Consider the following 19,771-nt stretch of genomic DNA (forward strand, 5'->3'; position numbering starts at 1 on the left):
ATGAACGACACGGCGTCTCCCCCTTCACGTCTGCTCAAAATCACCGCTGTCACAGCGCGCTGGCTGTTGGGTCTGTTGACTGCCGCGTGGCTTTTGCTGGCGCTGTCAGTCGTTGTCCTACACGCGTGGATTGTGCCGCGAATCGGTGATTTTCGCGGCGCTCTGGAAGCACAGGCTAGCAAGGCCATCGGCGTGCCGGTGCGCATCGGCTCGATCACCGCCCGCTCCGAAGGGCTTTTTCCGGCCTTCGAACTGCGCGACGTGGTGCTGCAGGGCGCAGACAACCGAGAGGCGCTTCGCCTCGTGCGCGTGGTGGCCAGCGTGTCGCCGCGCTCGCTCTGGCGGCTGAACTTCGAGCAGCTCTACATCGAAGGCCCGCAGCTCGACGTGCGCCGCGACACTCAGGGAAAACTCCATGTGGCTGGTTTGCACATGTCGACCGACACCACCGGAGAGACCCGCGGCGCCGACTGGTTTTTCGCGCAGCGCGAGCTGGTCATCGAAGGCGGCACCGTGCGCTGGACCGACGAGCAGCGCCAGGCCGAGCCGCTGCTGCTGACCGACGTGCGCTTCGTGGCGCGCAACACCGCGCGCCGCCACGGCCTGCGGCTGGACGCCACGCCGCCGGCCGGCTGGGGCGCGCGCTTCACGCTGCGCGGCCAGTTCCGCCAGCCGCTGCTGTCCATGCGCAGCGGCCATTGGCAGACCTGGGACGGCCAGCTCTACGCCGACCTGCCCTACATCGACGTGACCCGGCTCGGCCAGTACGTGTCGCTGGACGCGCGCATCCGCGAAGGCAACGGCGCGTTGCGCGTGTGGGCCGACGTGGACGACGGCCAGGTGGTGGGCGGCGCGGCCGACCTGGGGCTGGACAAGGTCGACGTGTCGCTCGGCAAGGCGCTGCAGCCGCTGGTGCTGCGCGCCGTCACCGGCCGCCTGGCCGGGATGCGGACCGAAGACACGCTCGAGTTCTCGACCACCGCGCTGCAGTTCGACACCAGCGACGGCCTGCGCTGGCCGGGCGGCAACCTGTGGCTGCAGCACACGCCCAACAAGGGCCGCACGCCGGAGCACGGCGCGCTGCGTGCCGACCGCCTGGACTTGGCCGCGCTGGCGCTCATTGCCGACCGGCTGCCACTGGGGGATGCCACGCACCGCGTGCTCGAGGCCTATGCGCCGCGCGGGCTGGTCGAGCACATCGACCTGAACTGGCAGGGCGCACTCGGCGCGCCCGATCGCTACCAGGCCAAGGGCCGCATCAGCGGCCTGCGCGTGGCCTCGCAGCCTGGTGCGAGCGACGCGGCCACCACTGTCAGCACCACCACCGTCACCACTACCGCGCCGGCAGCCAGCCCGACCGCCACCGCCACCCCGCCTCGCATCCACCCCGGCACCCCCGGCCTCAGCGGCGCCACGGTCGACTTCGACGCCACCCACACCGGCGGCACCGCCACGCTGGCCATTGCGCAGGGCACGCTCGAGTTCCCTGGCGTGTTCGAGGAGCCGGTGGTGCCCATCGACCGGCTCTCCACCCAGGTGCAGTGGAAGCTCGACAAGGGCAACGCCCAGCTGCAGGTGTCCAGGCTGAGCTTTGCCAACGCCGACGCCGAGGGCGACGCCCAGGCCAGCTGGCACACCAGCGACCCCGCCACGTCCAGCAGCAAGGCCCGCTTTCCCGGCGTGCTCGACCTGCAGGGCAAGCTCACGCGCGCCGACGGCACGCGCGTGTTCCGCTATCTGCCGCTGGACATTCCCCAGCACACGCGCGACTACGTGCGCGACGCCGTCACCAAGGGCACCGCCAGCAGCGTCGACTTTCGCGTGCGCGGCGACCTGCACGACATGCCCTTCATGGACCCGAAGCTGGGCGACTTCCGCATCGCGGCCAAGGTGGCCGACGTCGACTACGCCTATGCGCCGCCCCATGCCCCGGCACAGACCGCACAGGCCACAGCGTCACGCAACGGCATGCCCCCACCGGTGTGGCCGCCGCTCACGGCCCTGTCCGGCGAGCTGGTGTTCGAGCGCGCCGGCATGCTGGTGCGCAACGCGCGCGGGCGGCTGGTCGGCGCAGCGGGTGTGGAGGTCACCAAGGCCGAGGCGCAGATTGCCGACATGTCGCACCACGCCTCGATGCTGCGCGTGGACGCCCAGGCCAGGGGCCCGCTGGGCGAGGTGCTGCGCGTCGGCGCGCCGCTGGCCGGCGAAACCGGCGAGATCATGCTGCGCGCGCGCGCCACCGGCTCGGCCGACTACAAGCTGCACCTGGAGCTGCCGCTGGCCGCCATGGACAACGCCAAGGTGCAGGCCACCGTGGTGCTGGCCGACAACGAGCTGCAGATCGTGCCCGAGGCGCCCACGTTCAGCCAGGCCAAGGGCACCCTCAACTTCACCGAAACCGGCTTCTCGCTGGCCAACGTGCAGGCCAGGCTGCTGGGCGGCGACATTCGCGTGGAGGGCCGCGGGCGCTTCACCGGCCCCAACCGCGAAGTGGCGCTGAAGGCGCAGGGCACCGCCACCGCCGACGGCCTGCGCAACGCGCGCGAGGTCGACTGGCTCGCCCGCCTCGCCAAAAAGGCCACCGGCAGCACGCCCTATGCGGCCACCTTCTCGATGCGCGACGGCACGCCCGAGTTCTCGTTCACCAGCAGCCTGCAGGGCCTGGCGCTGCAACTGCCGCCGCCGCTCGTGAAGAGCGCCGAGGAGCAGATGCCGCTGCGCATCGAAAAGAAGGTGCTGGCGCGCGAAACCCGGCCGGGCGCCGCCGTGGCCGTGGGCACCGCCACGCAGGACCAGCTGCTGCTCGACCTGGGCCGCGTGGGCGCCGTGCAGTACGTGCGCGACCTCGTGGGCAACGAGGCGCGCGTGGCACGCGGCAGCATCGGCATTGGCCTGGCCGCGGGCGAAACCGCCAGCCTGCCCGACAAGGGCGTGTTCGCCAACGTCAACGTGGGCACGCTCGACATGGGCGCCTGGCAGGCGCTGGTGGGCGAGGCCACGGGCACCGCCACGGTGGCCGCGGCATCGGACTCGGCCGAGCGCGCCGACGATCCGTCCATGGCCTACCTGCCCACCCGCATCGCGGTGCGCGCCCAGCAGCTCGCCATTGCGGGCCGCACGCTGCACAACGTGGTGCTCGGCGGCACGCGCGACGGCGCGGTCTGGCGCGCCAACATCGACGCCACCGAGCTCAGCGGCTACGCCGAGTACCGCCACACGCAGGCCGGGCGCCTGTATGCGCGGCTCGCGCGGCTGAAGATCGCGCCCAGCGAGGCCACCCAGGTCGAGACCCTGCTCGACGAGCAGCCCGACACCCTGCCCGCGCTGGACATCGTGATCGACGACTTCGAGCTGCTGGGCAAGCGCCTGGGCCGCGCCGAGATCGATGCGGTCAACCGCGGCGGCGCAAGCCGCGAATGGGCGCTCAACAAGCTGGCCTTCACCACGCCGGAGGCCAGCTTCGCGGCCAAGGGCACCTGGGCCGGCGTGCCCGGCGGGGCGGCCGGCCAGCGCCGCACCGGCATGACCTTCAGGCTGGACATTGCCGACGCCGGCGAGCTGCTCGCGCGCTTCGGCATGCCGGGCGTGCTGCGGCGCGGCAAGGGCCGCCTCGAAGGCGACGTCAACTGGCGCGGCTCGCCGTTCTCGCTCGACTACCCCAGCCTGAGCGGGCAGCTGCAGGTCGACGTAGAGCAGGGCCAGTTCCTCAAGGCCGACCCCGGCCTGGCCAAGCTGCTGGGCGTGCTGAGCCTGCAGGCGCTGCCGCGGCGGCTCACGCTGGACTTTCGCGATGTGTTCAGCCAGGGCTTTGCCTTCGACTTCGTGCGCGGCGACGCCCGCATCAGCAAGGGCATCGCCAGCACCAACAACCTGCAGATGAAGGGCGTGAACGCCGCCGCGCTGATGGACGGCTCGGCCGACATCGTGCGCGAGACCACCGACCTGCGCGTGGTGGTGGTGCCCGAAATTACCGCCGGCACCGCCGCGCTGGTGGCCACGGCCATCAACCCGGCCATCGGGCTGGGCACCTTCCTGGCGCAGTGGGTGCTGAGCAAGCCGCTGTCGGCCGCGGCCACGCAGGAGTTCCACATCGAAGGCACCTGGGCCGACCCCAAGATCGCGAAGGTGCCGCGTTCGCTGCAGTTGCTGCCGCAGAAAATTCCGTCGCTGCCCGGACTGCCGGAGCTGCCGGGCCTGCCTGAATTGCGTGGCCCTGCCACCGCGGACGACGGCAAGAAACAGGAGACCACGCAATGAGAGTCGCAGCCATCCAGATGGTGTCCGCCATCGCCCGCGAGGCCAACCTCGCCCGCGCCCACGACCTGCTCGCAGAGGCGGCCTCGGCCGGTGCCGAGCTTGCTGTGCTGCCCGAGTACTTCTGCATGATGGGCGCGCGCGACACCGACAAGCTCGGCCTGCGCGAGACCGCAGGCGCCGGCACGGTGCAGGGCTTTCTGGCCGACGCGGCGCGCGAGTTCGGCCTGTGGATCGTGGGCGGCACGCTGCCCATCGAAAGCACCGACGCAGAGCATGTGTTCAACAGCTCGCTGGCCTTCTCGCCCGAAGGCCAGTGCGTGGCGCGCTACGACAAGATCCACCTGTTCTTCTTCGACAACGGCACCGAGCGCTACGACGAGCGCCGCGTCATCGCACCGGGCACCGAGCCCGTGGTGTTCGACCTGCCCTCGCGCGACGGCCACGCCTGGCGCGTGGGCATGAGCGTGTGCTACGACCTGCGCTTTCCCGAGCTGTACCGCGCGCTTGCCAGCCAGGGCGCCGACCTGCTGCTGGTGCCCAGCGCCTTCACCCGCACCACCGGCGCCGCGCACTGGGAGGTGCTGCTGCGCGCCCGCGCCATCGAAAACCTGGCCTGGGTGGTCGCGCCCGCGCAGGGCGGCACGCACGAGAACGGCCGCCACACCTGGGGCCAGTCGCTGGTCGTCGACCCCTGGGGCACCGTGGTGGCGCAGCAGGCCAGCGAAGAAGGCGTGGTGCTGTTCGACATCGACGCCGCGCAGGTCGTGCGCATGCGCACGCAACTGCCGGTGCTCTCCCACCGCGTGCTGTAGCCGTGCACGTGTTGTTTCTCCACGTGCTCTAGCCATGCCCGATGCCTTGCTGACCGTCGCACCGCAGCGGTGGACGCTGCAGGCGTTCGCGCGGCTGCGCTCGCTGTGGCAGCGCTGGTTTCTGTGGGTGCTGCTGGCGGTGCTGGTGTCGGCGCTGCTGGTCACCGTGGTGTGGCTCGCGGGGCGGCACGAGGTCGAGCAGGTGCAGGCCGCGCTGGACCGCGACACGGCCGACGCGGTGTCCGACCTGCGCAGCGGCTTTCAGCGCAACGCGCAGAGCCTGCGCGCCACGCAGGCCCCGGGCGCCGACCGCGCGCAGTGGCCCGACATTGCCGCCGCGCTGCTGCGCGAGCACCGCGAATGGCTGCGCCTGGAGTGGCGCGACGCCGCGCTGCGCCCATTGCAGGCCGTCAACACGCCGTACCGCATGCGCATTCTGGACGAGGCCGCGCGCGGCGCCGACCAGTCCGACGTGGCGCTGGCCTGCGCCGCCGCCCGCAAGCTCGGCGCGCCGGCCTATTCGCCCAGCCACTACGTGCCCATTGCCGGCGGTGGTGGCGGCGGCGGCGTGGAGGTGATGGAGCTGTGCCTGCCCATCGACGGCGGCGGCTACCTGGTGGCCAGCTACTCGCTGCGCGACGCGCTCATCGAACTGGTCGGCCCCACGCTCACGCGCGGGCAGGAAGTGGCCTTTACCGAAGCCGACGGTACGCGGCTGGTGGCGCTGGGCACCTCGCGGCGCACCGGCACGCGCGTGTTCACCGCGCAGCAGCTCATCGACCTGCCGGGCGCTGCGCTGATGCTGCGCGTGGACGGCTGGCGCGCCGCGCCCGACCTGTTCCCCAACATGCTCACCGCGCTGGTCACGGCAATTTCCATCGCGCTGGTGTCGGTGCTGGTGCTGCTGGCGCGCGATACGCGCCGCCGCCTGCGCGCCGAGCGCGACCTGGCCGACGCGCTGGCCTTTCGCAAGGCGATGGAAGACTCCGTCATTACCGGGCTGCGCGCGCGCGACCTGCAGGGCCGCATCACCTACGTGAACCCCGCCTTCTGCGAGATGGTGGGCTTCAGCCCCGACGAGCTGATGGCCGACAGCGCCGACGCGCCCGAAGCCCCCTATTGGCCCACCGAGCTGGCGCACGAATACCAGCAGCGCCAGGCCCGCCGGCTGGCCGGCGGCATGCCGCCGCGCGAGGGCTTCGAGTCGGTCTTCATGCGCAAGGACGGCACGCGCTTTCCGGTGCTGATCTTCGAGGCGCCGCTGATCAACGCGCACAAGGTGCAGACCGGCTGGATGAGCGCCTTCATCGACGTGAGCGAGCAGCGCCGCATCGAGGAGCTGTCGCGCGCCAGCCAGGAGCGCCTGCAGGCCAGCGCGCGGCTGGCCACGGTGGGCGAAATGGCCTCGCTGCTGAGCCACGAACTCACCCAGCCGCTGGCCGCCATTGCCAGCTATGCGAGCGGCTCGCTCAACCTGCTCGGGCCCAACGCCAAGGGCGACCAGGGCGAGGTGGCCATGGCGGTCAGGCGCATTGCCGAGCAGGCCGACCGCGCGGGCCAGGTCATTCGCAGCGTGCACGACTTCGTGCGCCGGCGCGACCGCACGCGCGAGGCCGTGGCGCCGCAGGCGCTGATCGACGCGGTGCTGCCGCTGGTGCGGCTGCAGGCGCGCAAGCTGGGCGTGATCATCGAGGTGGTGCTGGAAGACCGCCTGCCCGCGGCCATGTGCGACCGCACGCTGGTCGAGCAGGTGCTGCTGAACCTGGCGCGCAATGCGATGCAGGCCATGGACAGCCACAGCCCCGACAACACGGGCAGCCGCGTGCTGCGCCTGCGCGTGGCGCGTGCCGTGGCGGTGGGCGGCACCGGGCAGGAAGACGCCAGGCGCTGGATCGAATTTTCGGTGGCCGACCTGGGCTGCGGCATCAGCCCGGAGGTGGCCGAGCGGCTTTTCACGCCCTTCTTCACCACGCGCGCCGACGGCATGGGGCTCGGGCTCAGCCTGTGCCGCACGGTGGTGGAGCAGCACGGCGGGGCGCTGGTGTTCGAGCCCAACAAGCCGCGCGGCACCGTCTTTCGCTTCACGCTGCCCAGTGCATGACTTACCCCCAGGCTTCGCGCACTTCGTGTCGCTTCTCCTCCCCCCTTTCAGGGGGCGACACCTGCGGCCCGGCAAAGCCGGTTCCGCGGTGCCCCTTGAAGGGCACCCGTTCTTTTTTGGAATTGCTATGCAACCGCTGATCGATGGCTTGATCTTTATCGTGGACGACGACGCCAGCGTGCGCGAGGCACTGGCCTGGCTGCTGCGCTCTCGCCGCCTGGCCAGCGAGCACTTCGGCAGCGCCGAGGCGTTCGAGCAGTTCCTCGACCAGGGCCCGTTGCCCGCGCAGCCGCTGTGCCTGCTGCTGGACGTGCGCATGCCCGGCACCAGCGGGCTGGTGCTGTTCGACCGATTGGTGGAGCGCGGCCTGCTGCCGTCGATGCCGGTGATCTTTCTCACGGGCCATGCCGACGTGCCCACGGCCGTCGACGCGGTGAAGCGCGGCGCCTTCGATTTTTGCGAGAAGCCGTTCTCGGACAACGCCCTGGTCGACCGCATCGAGCATGCGCTGAATGCGTCGCTGCAGGCGCTGGAAGTGCAGCGCTTGCGCCGAAGCCTCTCAGAGCGCATTGCCGAACTGACCGACCGCGAGCGCGACGTGATGCGCCTGGTGGTCGAGGGTCTGCCCAACAAACTGATTGCCGACCAGCTCGCGATCAGCGTGCGCACGGTGGAGGTCCACCGCGCGCGCGTGTTCGACAAGATGGAAGTGAAGTCGGCCGTCGAATTGGCGAACCGACTCAGGGACCTTTAAAGGCTCAGGCCTTTTCAGCGACGAAGATTTCGACGCGGCGGTTTTGCGCGCGGCCTGCTGCCGTGCCGTTGTCGGCCAGCGGCTCGCGCGAGCCGCGGCCGTCGGTCGTGATGACCGTGGTCGACACGCCTCGGCCCACCAGGTGGTTGCGCACGCTGTCCGCGCGGCTCACCGAGAGGCGTTCGTTGCCCTCTTCTCTGCCCGTGCTGTCGGTGTGGCCGATCACGCGCACGCTGGCGGCGGTGGCGCTCTTCAGGCCCGCGGCCACCTTGTCCAGCACCTGCGCCAGGTTGCGCTTGACGTTGGCACGGCCGGTGTCGAACGACAGTTCGTTCGGAATCACCACGTGCAGCTGGTTGTCGGTGGTCTGCTCGATCACCACGCCCGTGCCCTTGGTGGAGGTTTCGAGGTCGCTCTTCAGTGCGGCCAGGCGGGCTGTCCAGCTGTTGACCGGTGCCGCCGCTTCGACGGGCGGCGGGCTTGCCGGCGGTGGCGACTGCGATGCGCAGCCCGCAATGAAAAGCAGCGCGGCCGTGGCCGCGCTGGCAAATGCAAACTTCCTCATGAATTTCCCTCTCTCTCTGGACCAATGGAATGGTGACGGGAACCGGCCTTTCGACGCGGCCGGTTTCCCGGTGCGGGGAGCGTGCCGATCAGCGTTGCGGCGCGCGTTCACCCACGTAGATTTCGACGCGGCGGTTCTGCGCCCGGCCGGCGTCGCTGTTGTTGTCGGCAATCGGCTCGCGCGAGCCGCGGCCTTCGATGCGGAAGGCCGCCGCGTTCACGCCGCGCGCCACCAGGTAGTCGCGCGTGCTGGCCGCGCGGTCGACCGACAGCGGGTTGTTGATGGCGTCAGAGCCGGTGCTGTCGGTGTGGCCGATGATGCGCACCTCTGCATTCGGGTTGTTGCGCAGGCCGTTGGCAAACTGGTCGAGCACCGGCGCAAAGTTGGACTTGATGTTGGCGCGGCCCACGTCGAAGGACACGTCGCTCGGAATCTGCAGCTTCAGCTCGTTGTTCTGGGTTTGCGTGACGGCAATGCCGGTGCCTTGCGTGGCGGCTTCCATCTGGCGCTTCTGGTTTTCCATGCGCTGCGACCACAGGTAGCCGCCCAGCGCGCCCGCTGCCGCGCCGACCACCGCGCCCGTGCCGATGGCACCGCGGTTGCCGCCCGTGGCCGAGCCGATGGCCGCGCCGCCCAGGGCACCGATGCCGGCGCCGATGCCGGTGTTGCGTTGGGTGTCGCTCATGCCGCCGGCGCAGCCGGACAGGACGATGGCGGTGGCACAGGTGGCGAGTACGAATTTTTTCATGGCGTTGCCCTTTCAAGGTTGAGTCAAACGGGACACAGCTTAGCGCCGGGGGGGCCTGCGATGGTACGGCCTGAAAGCCCTATGGAAAATAAGAAAAGCTTCGCAATCGCCCATGAATGCTACGATGATTGCTACTAAAGTAATAGCATTGAGGTGCTTTTCCGACACGCTGCGACGGCATCGGGCTACACAAGGAAGTCACGGTTTGGGCGGTGGGTTCCTGGGGGTGGCGTCGCCTTTGGCGTCACTCTTGGCGTCGGCATCGTCCTCTTCGTGCAATTCACCCTTTTTGCGGCCGGAAAACATGGTCCACCAGATGATCAAGATGAACACAAGTCCCGCGGCGAGGGCTTCAAGCAGAATCAAACCCATGAGAAATGGACTCCAGTGGCTGGTCGGGCTTGTGATCGTAGCAACGCTCGCGGCCTGTTCCACCGGCCCGCGCGCACCGTACGCACCCGATGCGCCCACCCGCCCCGCCGCCATCGCCCCGCCGCGCGACCTTGGTCCGCTCACCGGCTCGCTCACGCACCCCAAGAGCCGCTGGGTGCCGGTCGGCTGGTCGGAGCTGCCGGGCTTCGGCGAAGACCCGTTGCACGAAGCCTGGATTGCGCTGCTGGCCAACTGCTCGCGCCCCAACGCCGCCTTTGCGCCGCTGTGCCGCGACGTGCGCCAGCTCACCATCGCCACGCCCGAAGAGCAGCGCCAGTGGATGACCGACCGGCTGCAGCCCTACCGCGTGGAAGCCCTCAACGGCCAGACCGAAGGCAAGCTCACCAGCTACTACGAGCCCGTGTACGAGGCTTCGCGCGTGCCCACCGCCACCTTCAACGTGCCGATCTACCAGGCGCCCGACGGCCTGGCGCCGCGCCGCCCCTGGTACACCCGCCAGGAGATCGAGACCCTGCCAGAGGCCCAGGCCGCGCTGCGCGGGCGCGAGATTGCGTGGATGGCCGACCCCATCGACGCGCTGATGCTGCACATCCAGGGCTCGGGGCGGCTGCGCATCACCGAGGCCAACGGCTACCAGCACACCGTGCGCATGGCCTTCGCGGCCACCAACGAGCAGCCCTACCGCAGCGTGCAGCAGTGGCTCATGGGCCAGGGCGTGAGCAAGGTCGGCAAGTGGCCCGACGACACCAAGGCCTGGGCCACGCAGAACCCGCAGCGCGTGCCGCAGCTCCTGTGGAGCAACCCGCGCTACGTGTTTTTCCGTGAAGAAACCATGACCGAGGTCGACGCCGCCTTCGGCCCGCGCGGCGCCCAGGGCGTGCCGCTGACGGCGGGGCGCTCCATTGCGGTCGACCGCGAAAGCATTCCGTACGGCACGCCGGTGTGGCTTGCGTCCAACGGCCCGGCTGCGCAATTGCAGAAGCTGGTGGTGGCGCAGGACACGGGCAGCGCCATCGTCGGTGCCGTGCGCGCCGACTACTTCGCAGGCACCGGCGCGGACGCCGGACGACTGGCCGCGAGCATGAACCAGCCGCTGCGGCTGTGGGCGTTGTGGCCGCGGCAGTTGCCGGCGCCTTGAGCGCGGCATCGACCGTAATTTGACCGCGCACTGACCGCGCATTGATCGCGCAAAACCGTCGGGTGGCTCAAATCAACCTGACGAGAAGCTGAGCGATTCACAGAAGCGTCATACGAATTGCCTAACTTCGCGGGCTGGTTTCATTCCATCCCACGAAGAAAGACATTGCGCATGACCGCAAACACCCGCACCGACGATCCCTTGGTCGATCTCGACGACATCGGCACCAACCCCACGTCGAACCCGTCGTTCACCGACCTGATCGCCTCGCGCCTGAGCCGCCGCCGCCTGTTCGGCCTGGGCGTGGGCACGGCCGGCACGGCCCTGCTGCAGGCCTGCGGCGGCGGTGGTGACGGTGGCGCTGCCTTCCCCATCCTGCCTGCCGCGCCGGCACCGGCACCGGTGCCGCCCGCACCTTCGCCCGCACCCGCTCCAGCCCCGCTCAAGCTCAACTTCGGTGCCGTGGCCAAGAGCCTCGACGACGTGGTCAGCGTGCCCGTCGGCTACACCGCCAGCGTGCTCTACCGCCTGGGCGACCCGATTGCCTCGGGCGTGGCCGCGTACAAGAACGACGGCAGCGACGAAGCCGCCACCTACGACCGCCGCGCCGGCGACCACCACGACGGCATGACCTTCTTCGGCATGAACGCGTCGAACAAGTGGGATGCCACCAACGCGTCGCGCGGCCTGCTGGTAATGAACCACGAAGCCATCACGCCGTTGTTTCTGCACCCCGCCGGCCAGACCATCAGCGGCACCGGCAATGCCGCGGTGCGCACGGTTGCCGGCGAAGTGCTGCGCGAGTTCTACCTGCACGGCGTGAGCGTGATCGAGGTCAACAAGAGCGGCAGCACCTGGAGCTACAAGCAGGACTCCAGCCTGAACCGCCGCGTGCACACGCTGACCGAGATGAGCTTCTCGGGCCCCGCCGCCAAGACCGACTACCTGAAGACCAGGTACTCGACCGACGGCAGCAAGACGCGCGGCACGGTCAACAACTGCGCCAACGGCACCACGCCGTGGGGCACGTACCTGACCTGCGAAGAAAACTGGGCCGGCTACTTCCGCCGCATCAAGGCGACCGACGACGCCAAGCGCACCAACCCGAAGGAAGTCACCAGCTTCAGCCGCTACGGCGTTGCCGGCACCGGGCGCGAACTTTGGGCCACCGTCACGGGCGGCGACGACATCCACGCGCGCTGGAACACCGAAGTCATCGGCGCAACCGCGCTGGACGACTACCGCAACGGCTCCAACACCTACGGCTGGGTGGTCGAGATCGATCCGTTCAATCCCAACAGCATGCCCAAGAAGCGCACTGCGCTCGGCCGCTTCGGCCATGAAGGCGCCTGCCTGGGCCCGGTCGTGGTCGGCAAGCCGCTCGTCTGGTACATGGGCGACGACTCGCAGAACGAGTACCTCTACAAGTTCGTCTCGACCAAGGCCTGGGACGCGGCCGACGTCGGCGGCGGCACGGCGGCGGGCGACAAGTACATGGACGACGGCAAACTGTACGTGGCCAAGTTCAAGGCCGACGGCAGCGGCGACTGGCTCGAGCTGAAGCTGGGCGTCAACGGCATCACCGCCGCCAACGCGAACTACGCGTTCGCCGACGCCGCCGATGTGCTGATCAACACGCGTCTGGCCGCCGATTCGGCTGGCGCCACGAAGATGGACCGCCCGGAATGGACGGCCGTGAACCCGAAGAACGGCGAGGTGTACCTCACGCTGACCAACAACTCGGCCCGCACGATCAGTGGCGCCAACAACACCGTTGGCACCGACGCCGCCAACCCGCGCTACTACAACGACCCCAAGGGCGCCACCGCGCAAAAGGGCAACCCCAACGGCCACGTCATTCGCTTTGCGGACACCGGCGGCAACCCCGCTGCCGTCACCTTCAAGTGGGACGTGTACCTGTTCGGCGCGCGTTCCACCGCGTCGGCGGACATCAACGTGTCGAACCTGGGTGGCGACAACGACTTCTCCAGCCCCGACGGCATGTGGTTCAGCCAGGCGGCCCCCGGCCTGCTGTGGCTGGAGACCGACGACGGCAAGTACACCGACGTGACCAACTGCATGCTGCTTGCGGCACTGCCCGGCACCGTGGGTGACGGCGCGGCCAAGACCATCACCAACGTCGACGGCGCCACCACCGCGACACAGGCGACCTTCGTGGGCAAGGCACCCGGCACCGACGGCCTGCGCCGCTTTCTGGTCGGCCCGGTGGACTGCGAAATCACCGGCATTGCCGAGTCGGGCGACGGCCGCGCGCTGTTCGTGAATATTCAGCACCCGGGAGAAAACTCCAAGACCATCGGCGATCCGAACACCTTCCTCAGCCATTGGCCGGACGGCGCCAAGAGCCGCCCGCGCTCGGCCACGGTGGTGATCACCCGAAACGACGGCGGCCTGATCGGTCTGTAAGGCCCTGCAGGCCAGCGCTTCGCATCTGTCGAAGCTTCAGGACGGCGCCGCCGGCAACGGCAGCGCCGTCTTGTACCTGACCTGCTTCAGCGCAAAGCTGGAGCGGATCTTTTCGATTCCTGGAATCGGCGTGAGCTGTTCCATGATGAATTTCTCCAGCGCCGCCATGTCGGCCACCGCGATGCGAATGAGGTAGTCGCGGTCGCCCGTCATCAGGTAGCACTCCATCACCTCGTCGTGCTCGGCAATGCGCTGCTCGAAGTCGGCCAGCGACTGCTTGCTCTGCGTGCGCAGGCTGATCGAGATGAACACGTTCAGCCCCAGCCCCAGCGCCTTGGGGTTGACCAGCGCCACATAGCGGTCGATCACGCCCTGCGTTTCCAGCGCCTTCACCCGCGACAGGCAAGGCGAAGGCGACAGGTGCACGCGGCGCGCCAGCTCCACGTTGGACAGCGCGCCGTCGCGCTGAAGCTCGTCAAGAATGCGCAGGTCGATGGCGTCGAGTTGCATGAAATGCTGTCTCCAATTTGTTTTAAAAAATTTTATGTTGCAACGTCGGCATGGAATTGCGCGCGCCGGTAGCTAATTCTTGTGCGTGCGGCCTAAAGTGCCGGTATGAACGCCCCGATCTCGCCCGACCAGATGCGCGCCCTGTTGCTCGACACCTCGCTGTCTCACGACCCCGACCCCGCCGAGACCGCCGAATGGCGTGACGCCTTCCTGGCGCTGGCGCAAACGCAGGGGCCGCAGCGCGCCCGGCAGATGCTGGTGGAGCTGGCCCGCCTGGCGCGCCAGCAGCGCATCGGTTGGCAGCCCGAGCTGGCCACGCCGTACGTCAACACCATCGCGGCCGAAGACCAGCCGCCGTTTCCGGGCGATCTGGCCATCGAAGAAAAGCTCGCCTCGCTCATGCGCTGGAACGCCCTTGCCATGGTGGCCAAGGCCAACCAGGCGTACGGAGAGCTTGGTGGCCACATCGCCAGCTATGCGAGCGCGGCCGACCTGTTCGAGACCGGCTTCAACCACTTCTTTCACGCGCGCAGCGAGCAGCACCGCGGCGACCTGGTGTTCTTTCAACCGCACAGCGCACCGGGCGTGTATGCGCGGGCCTACCTCGAAGGCCGCCTGAGCGAAGAAGACCTGAAGCACTACCGCCAGGAGCTGACGGCGCCGGCCTTCACAGAGGGCAGCGGCGCACGCGGCCTCAGCAGCTACCCGCATCCGTACCTGATGCCGGACTTCTGGCAGTTCCCCACCGGCTCGATGGGCATCGGCCCCATCAGCTCGATTTATCACGCGCGCTTCATGCGCTACCTCACCCACCGCAACCTGCTCGACTGCGAAGGCCGCAAGGTGTGGGGCGTGTTTGGCGACGGCGAAATGGACGAGCCCGAATCGATGAGCGCGTTGACCCTGGCCGCGCGCGAGAAGCTCGACAACCTGGTGTGGGTCGTCAACTGCAACCTGCAGCGCCTGGACGGCCCGGTGCGCGGCAACGGCCGCATCATCGACGAGCTGGAAAAGCTGTTTGCAGGCGCGGGCTGGAACGTCGTCAAGCTGGTGTGGGGCAGCGACTGGGACGGCCTCTTCGCGCAGGACGTGAGCGGTGCGCTGGCGCGCGTGTTCGCCGAAACCGTCGACGGCCAGATGCAGACCTTTGCCGCCAAGGACGGCCGCTTCAACCGCGACAACTTCTTCGGTCAGAACCCCGAGCTCGCGCGCCTGGCCGAAGGCATGACCGACGAGCAGATCGACCGCCTGAAGCGCGGCGGCCACGACCTGGTGAAGATCCATGCCGCCTATGCCGCGGCGGCCCGGCACAAGGGCCAGCCCACGGTGATCCTTGCCCACACCAAGAAGGGCTACGGCATGGGCAGCGCCGCGCAGGGCAAGATGACCACGCACTCGCACAAGAAGATGGGCGACGTGGACCTCATCGAATTTCGCGACCGCTTCAACCTGCCGCTGACCGACGCGCAGGCCACCGCCATGGACTTCTACCGCCCAGAAGAAGGCAGCGCCGAAATGCGCTACCTGCGCCAGCACCGCGAAGCCCTGGGCGGTGCCATGCCGCGCCGCGAGACCGCCTGCGACGTGGTGCCCAAGCCCGACATTGCGAGCTACGCGCAGTTTGCGACGGCGGCGGCCGGCAAGGAGATGAGCACCACCATGGCCTTCGTGCGCATGCTGGGCAACCTGCTGAAAGACAAGGCCCTGGGCCCGCGCATCGTGCCCATCGTGGCCGACGAGGCGCGCACCTTCGGCATGGCCAACCTGTTCAAGCAAGTCGGCATCTATTCGAGCGTGGGCCAGCGCTATGCGCCGGAAGACATCGGCTCGGTGCTGAGCTACCGCGAAGCCACCGACGGGCAGATTCTGGAAGAGGGCATCAGCGAGGCCGGCGCTATCGCGAGCTGGACGGCCGCTGCCACCAGCTACAGCGTGCACGGGCTGGCGATGCTGCCCTTCTACATCTACTACTCGATGTTCGGCTTCCAGCGCGTGGGCGATGCCATCTGGGCCGCGGCCGACCAGCGTGCGCGCGGCTTCTTGCTGGGCGCCACGTCGGGGCGCACTACGCTCGGCGGCGAAGGGCTGCAGCACCAGGACGGCAGCAGCCACCTGGTGGCCGCGACCATTCCGAACTGCAAGGCCTACGACCCGGCCTACGCGGGCGAGATGGCGGTGATCGTCGACGCGGGCATTCGCGAAATGATGGTCGAGCAGAAGGACGTTTTCTATTACGTCACGCTCATGAACGAGAACTACGCGCAGCCCGATGTGCCCGTGGGTGCGGAAGGGAACATCCTGCGCGGGTGCTATCGCTTCGGTGTGTATGCGCCTGTTACGCCGGCTTCGGGCAAGGCAAGGCAGAAGGTCACGCTGATGGGCTCTGGCGCGATCCTCACTGAGGTGGTGAAGGCCGCGCAGTTGCTGGCCGACGAAGGCATCGAGGCCGAGGTGTTCAGCGTGACGAGCTGGAGCGAGCTGGCGCGCGACGGCGTGGCTTGCGAGCAGCGGGCGTTGGCTGGTGAAGAGGCCGGCACCGCGTTCATCGCGCAGCAGCTCGGCAAGGGCAGCAAGGCCCCGATCGTCGCCGCCACCGACTACGTGCGCGCCGTGCCCGAGAGCGTGCGCGCCTTCCTGCCCGAAGGCCGCCGCTACCTCACGCTGGGCACCGACGGTTTTGGGCGCAGCGACACGCGCGCGGCGCTGCGGGGGTTTTTCGGGGTGGATGCGCGGAGCATTGCCAACGCGGCGCGGTACGCGCTTGGCTGATCCGAGCTGAACTGAGTCAGGAGGCCTGCAAGAGATTGAATGCGGCCGCTTCGATTGCAATTTCGTTGAAATTGCCGCGGGCAAAATCGCACGCCGAATTGGAAACAACCATCAACTTCTGTTTATAAGGCGAAGAATATTATTGGCTGTCAACATTGCCAATAATAATGAAATGAGCGCACCGCAAATTAATTCACGAATTTGCGAACTTTTTAAGTTAAAAAAAGTATCCGAAATATTCCTGCCGCGAAAAATTGCTGCCGATGCTTGTCAAGCGTCGCATTGCTCCCACAAGGAGCGAGCTCAATGCCAACCGGAGGAATACGAAGATGACGATCTTTTCCAGAGATGGAAGTAACGCGCTGCTGCTGGGCCTTTGTGCATCCTGTCTTTGCGTGCTGACGGCATGCGGCGGTGGCGGCGATGCGGCCCCGCCCGTTCTGCTGCCCGAGCCTGTCACGGCCGCCGCTGTCGACAGCCCCTTGCCGCCGCTCGCCGAAGACAAGCCCTACGCCAACAATCGGCAATACGACATGCGAGCCGAGGGCAATGCGAGCGAGCATGGCGAAGAGGCTGCGGTCACGCACAAGCGGATCAAGGTGGACGGCAAGAATCGAACCTACACCGCAACCGTCGGCCATCTGGTCGTTCGCAACAAGAGTTCCAATGCGCCCGAGGCGGCCATTTTCTACACCGCTTATGCGCTGGACGGTGAACAGCCCGGCAAGCGACCCGTGACCTTCATCTTCAACGGAGGCCCCGGCTCTTCTTCCACGTTTCTGCACATGGGGTCGTTTGCGCCCAAACGGGTATTCACCTTGAGCGGCAAAACGGTTACCGGGCCTGCGGACGTGCGGTTCGGAGACAACCCCGAAACCCTGCTGGACCGAACCGATCTGGTTTTCATGGACCCGGTGGGCGTCGGCTATTCAATTGCAATTGCGCCCTTGGCAAACAAGAGTTTCTGGGGCGTGGACGCGGACAACCGTTCGCTCTCGGCCTTCATCGGTCGCTACGTGAAAGTCAATGATCGCGGGCAGTCGCCGGTATTTCTTTACGGCGAATCTTATGGCGGCCCCCGGGCGGCCATGATGAGTTATGTGTTGCAAGCCAATCACGACATTAAATTGAGCGGGTTGGTGCTGCAAGCACCGGCGCTGAATTTTTACGAAAATCGGGTCGCGGGTTTTACAGGGGAATATCGCCGCAGTCCGCGCCCCATGTTCACCCTTCCAACTATTGCTGCAACGGCCAGATACCACGGCCTGCTCAAAGATCCGGTCTTGGCGGAGAAATCCATGCCAGATGTTTTTGCAGCGGTAAATGACTTTATTTTTGGGCCTCTTTTCGATGTTCAGAAAAAATGGAAAGTCGACTTCAGCAGCAATGCGGAGACGGAAACCCTTTTTACAAAAGATGCTGGAATTTTCATTCCTGAATTGAAAAAATATACTGGCGACGCCAAAATCTGGGGCGTGGGTTCGGTTGGCGTTTCCGTCGATGATGGGGCGGGATTTAATTCGCCTTTAGTTTTTGCTCATGTGCTTAATGGCCCGTTAAATAGGGTTATGGCATTCAATCTCATGCCTGGAAAAACATTGGGCTTGTACGACACCAGAAAAGTAATGAGCGGGCCCTCACCAAAGCCGAGCGAGGATTATTTGATTTATGATCCTTCCATGAATGACCTGAGAGCATATGGATTGATCTTGAATTCCTATGTGTATCACGATTTGAAATACACGGCCGTCTCGGATTATGTGGGAATTGGCACTTCGATCAACCCGGCCTGGAATATCGAGACGACCTATCCGGACAAAACAAAGCTGAAATTTCCCGATTCGACAATTCATCTGTCGAAGGCAATGCTGTTGAATCCGGCCATGAAGGTTTTCACGATGGCCGGCTATTACGATGCCATAGTGACGGCAGCGCATATTCAATGGGACATGATGTCCGTCTTCGAAGTGGTTCCCAAGGAGCAAATGGACAAGAACTACACGCATGAAAACTACGAAGGCGGCCACATGATCTATGCGGACGACCAAGCGAGAATTTCATTGCGGAAGAAATTGGACAAGTTTTATATCGACGCCCAAAAACCCCCTGTCCCCAGCATGTGAACGAGCGGCTTTGCGCACGGCAAAGCCTGACTGACCCGGCCGCTCGCTGAGCGCGGCCGGGTTATTTTTATTGGCCGGAGCCCCCGGCGAATCGATGAGCGATGGGCACGAGGTTGAAATGCGAGACGCCGTGTCCGGAAGTGAAGCTGCTCGGCTAAATTGGATGAACCCCTGTCAGACCCGATGGCGGCGAAGCACCGGGTCGTCCGGCCGCCCTTTCACCCTGGAAAGCTCCCCTCATGACCATCACCCATTCCCCTGCAATCGGCCTTGTCGGCCTCGGCGCCATGGGTGCCGGCATGGCGCAATCACTGCGCCGCGCGGGCCATGCGCCGCATGTGTTCGACGTGCGCCGCGAGGTCGCCGAAGCCTTTGCGCGCGACGGCGGCACGGCCTGCGACACGCTGGCCGCGCTGGGCGCGCAGTGCGACGTGGTCGTCAGCGTGGTGGTCAATGCCGCGCAGACCGAGCAGGTGCTGTTCGGTGACGGCACCACGCCGGGCTGCGCCGCGTCGATGAAGCCCGGCAGCCTGTTCGTGATGTGCTCCACCGTCGACCCGAACTGGTCGGTGGCACTCGAAGCACGGCTCGCAAAACTCGGCCTGCTCTACCTGGACGCGCCCATCTCCGGCGGCGCCGCCAAGGCCGCGAGCGGCCAGATGACCATGATGACCGCCGGCACCCCCGCCGCCTACGAAAAGGCCGGTGCGCTGCTCGACGCCATGGCCGCCAAGGTCTACCGCCTGGGCGACAGCGCGGGCGCGGGCAGCAAGGTGAAGGTCATCAACCAGCTGCTGGCCGGCGTGCACATTGCCGCCGCCGCCGAGGCCATGGCGCTGGGCCTGCGCGAAGGCGTGGACCCGGCCGCGCTGTACGAGGTGATCACCCACAGCGCGGGCAACAGCTGGATGTTCGAGAACCGCATGGCGCACGTGCTCGCGGGCGACTACACGCCGCTGTCGGCCGTCGATATCTTCGTGAAGGACCTGGGGCTGGTGCTCGACGTGGCGCGGGCCACCAAGTTTCCGCTGCCGCTGTCGTCCACCGCGCACCAGATGTTCATGCAGGCGTCTACCGCAGGCCATGCGCGCGAGGACGACAGCGCCGTCATCAAGATCTTTCCGGGCATCGAACTGCCCGCGCCCAAGAAACAAGACTGAACCCGAAGGACCCA

General features: G+C 67.0%; 13 protein-coding genes. 9 read left to right on the forward strand and 4 right to left on the reverse strand.

Features of this window, described 5'->3' with window-relative positions:
- The 4 genes from VLK31_RS13610 (at position 1) to VLK31_RS13625 (ending at position 7,924) form a co-directional block, all read left to right on the forward strand.
- Positions 1–4,257 carry a YhdP family protein gene (locus VLK31_RS13610; protein WP_409168939.1) on the forward strand — a complete coding sequence of 1,419 codons (4,257 nt, stop codon included), beginning with the start codon at positions 1–3 and terminating at the stop codon, positions 4,255–4,257.
- Complete coding sequence (locus VLK31_RS13615; RefSeq protein ID WP_409168940.1) at positions 4,254–5,069, forward strand: carbon-nitrogen hydrolase family protein; 816 nt, start codon at positions 4,254–4,256, stop codon at positions 5,067–5,069. Before VLK31_RS13610 ends, VLK31_RS13615 begins: the two co-directional genes overlap by 4 nt.
- A gap of 34 nt (positions 5,070–5,103) precedes the next feature.
- Entirely contained in the window at positions 5,104–7,170 is a 2,067-nt protein-coding gene (locus VLK31_RS13620; RefSeq protein ID WP_409168941.1) for a two-component system sensor histidine kinase NtrB, read from the forward strand.
- Positions 7,171–7,297: 127 nt separating this feature from the next.
- On the forward strand, positions 7,298–7,924 hold the full coding sequence (locus VLK31_RS13625; protein ID WP_409168942.1) for a response regulator transcription factor: 627 nt from the start codon (positions 7,298–7,300) through the stop codon (positions 7,922–7,924).
- A gap of 4 nt (positions 7,925–7,928) precedes the next feature.
- Here the strand turns inward: VLK31_RS13625 and VLK31_RS13630 are convergent, their stop codons facing one another.
- The 3 genes from VLK31_RS13630 to VLK31_RS13640 all read right to left on the reverse strand — a co-directional run bounded on the left by VLK31_RS13630 (position 7,929) and on the right by VLK31_RS13640 (position 9,609).
- Positions 7,929–8,489 carry an OmpA family protein gene (locus VLK31_RS13630; protein WP_409168943.1) on the reverse strand — a complete coding sequence of 187 codons (561 nt, stop codon included), beginning with the start codon at positions 8,487–8,489 and terminating at the stop codon, positions 7,929–7,931.
- An 88-nt stretch (positions 8,490–8,577) separates the two neighbouring features.
- Positions 8,578–9,237 (reverse strand): OmpA family protein, encoded by a 660-nt coding sequence (locus tag VLK31_RS13635; protein WP_409168944.1) that lies wholly within the window; start codon positions 9,235–9,237, stop codon positions 8,578–8,580.
- 198 nt (positions 9,238–9,435) lie between these two features.
- Positions 9,436–9,609, reverse strand: a complete 174-nt coding sequence (locus VLK31_RS13640) for a hypothetical protein (protein ID WP_409168945.1) — start codon at positions 9,607–9,609, stop codon at positions 9,436–9,438.
- Between VLK31_RS13640 and VLK31_RS13645 the strand changes: the two genes are divergently transcribed.
- Both VLK31_RS13645 and VLK31_RS13650 read left to right on the forward strand, forming a co-directional pair.
- Complete coding sequence (locus tag VLK31_RS13645; protein ID WP_409168946.1) at positions 9,608–10,768, forward strand: murein transglycosylase A; 1,161 nt, start codon at positions 9,608–9,610, stop codon at positions 10,766–10,768. The genes VLK31_RS13640 and VLK31_RS13645 overlap by 2 nt on opposite strands.
- A gap of 171 nt (positions 10,769–10,939) precedes the next feature.
- Positions 10,940–13,195: a PhoX family protein gene (locus VLK31_RS13650; RefSeq protein WP_409168947.1), complete on the forward strand. Its 2,256-nt coding sequence runs from the start codon at positions 10,940–10,942 to the stop codon at positions 13,193–13,195.
- 36 nt (positions 13,196–13,231) lie between these two features.
- Here the strand turns inward: VLK31_RS13650 and VLK31_RS13655 are convergent, their stop codons facing one another.
- The gene (locus tag VLK31_RS13655; RefSeq protein ID WP_409168948.1) at positions 13,232–13,705 is read right to left on the reverse strand and encodes an Lrp/AsnC family transcriptional regulator; all 474 of its coding nucleotides are present in this window, start codon (positions 13,703–13,705) and stop codon (positions 13,232–13,234) included.
- Between the two features lie 105 nt (positions 13,706–13,810).
- On the opposite strand from VLK31_RS13655, the gene mdeB reads away from it, so the two are divergent.
- The 3 genes from mdeB (at position 13,811) to ltnD (ending at position 19,757) form a co-directional block, all read left to right on the forward strand.
- Complete coding sequence (mdeB, locus tag VLK31_RS13660) at positions 13,811–16,474, forward strand: alpha-ketoglutarate dehydrogenase (RefSeq protein ID WP_409168949.1); 2,664 nt, start codon at positions 13,811–13,813, stop codon at positions 16,472–16,474.
- Between the two features lie 329 nt (positions 16,475–16,803).
- Positions 16,804–18,597 (forward strand): S10 family serine carboxypeptidase-like protein, encoded by a 1,794-nt coding sequence (locus tag VLK31_RS13665; protein ID WP_409168950.1) that lies wholly within the window; start codon positions 16,804–16,806, stop codon positions 18,595–18,597.
- Positions 18,598–18,836: 239 nt separating this feature from the next.
- Positions 18,837–19,757, forward strand: coding sequence for an L-threonate dehydrogenase (ltnD, locus tag VLK31_RS13670; RefSeq protein WP_409168951.1), 921 nt, complete (start codon positions 18,837–18,839; stop codon positions 19,755–19,757).
- Positions 19,758–19,771: the final 14 nt, after the last annotated feature.

Origin of the sequence: Variovorax sp. H27-G14, assembly GCF_046156345.1 — a bacterium.
In the GTDB taxonomy this organism is placed as follows: Bacteria; Pseudomonadota; Gammaproteobacteria; order Burkholderiales; family Burkholderiaceae_C; genus Variovorax.

Coding starts and splice junctions, on each gene's coding strand:
- VLK31_RS13610 (WP_409168939.1), top strand. CDS start 1: ATGAACGACACGGCGTCTCCCCCTTCACGTCTGCTCAAAATCACCGCT.
- VLK31_RS13615 (WP_409168940.1), top strand. CDS start 4,254: ATGAGAGTCGCAGCCATCCAGATGGTGTCCGCCATCGCCCGCGAGGCC.
- VLK31_RS13620 (WP_409168941.1), top strand. CDS start 5,104: ATGCCCGATGCCTTGCTGACCGTCGCACCGCAGCGGTGGACGCTGCAG.
- VLK31_RS13625 (WP_409168942.1), top strand. CDS start 7,298: ATGCAACCGCTGATCGATGGCTTGATCTTTATCGTGGACGACGACGCC.
- VLK31_RS13630 (WP_409168943.1), bottom strand. CDS start 8,489: ATGAGGAAGTTTGCATTTGCCAGCGCGGCCACGGCCGCGCTGCTTTTC.
- VLK31_RS13635 (WP_409168944.1), bottom strand. CDS start 9,237: ATGAAAAAATTCGTACTCGCCACCTGTGCCACCGCCATCGTCCTGTCC.
- VLK31_RS13645 (WP_409168946.1), top strand. CDS start 9,608: ATGAGAAATGGACTCCAGTGGCTGGTCGGGCTTGTGATCGTAGCAACG.
- VLK31_RS13640 (WP_409168945.1), bottom strand. CDS start 9,609: ATGGGTTTGATTCTGCTTGAAGCCCTCGCCGCGGGACTTGTGTTCATC.
- VLK31_RS13650 (WP_409168947.1), top strand. CDS start 10,940: ATGACCGCAAACACCCGCACCGACGATCCCTTGGTCGATCTCGACGAC.
- VLK31_RS13655 (WP_409168948.1), bottom strand. CDS start 13,705: ATGCAACTCGACGCCATCGACCTGCGCATTCTTGACGAGCTTCAGCGC.
- mdeB (WP_409168949.1), top strand. CDS start 13,811: ATGAACGCCCCGATCTCGCCCGACCAGATGCGCGCCCTGTTGCTCGAC.
- VLK31_RS13665 (WP_409168950.1), top strand. CDS start 16,804: ATGACGATCTTTTCCAGAGATGGAAGTAACGCGCTGCTGCTGGGCCTT.
- ltnD (WP_409168951.1), top strand. CDS start 18,837: ATGACCATCACCCATTCCCCTGCAATCGGCCTTGTCGGCCTCGGCGCC.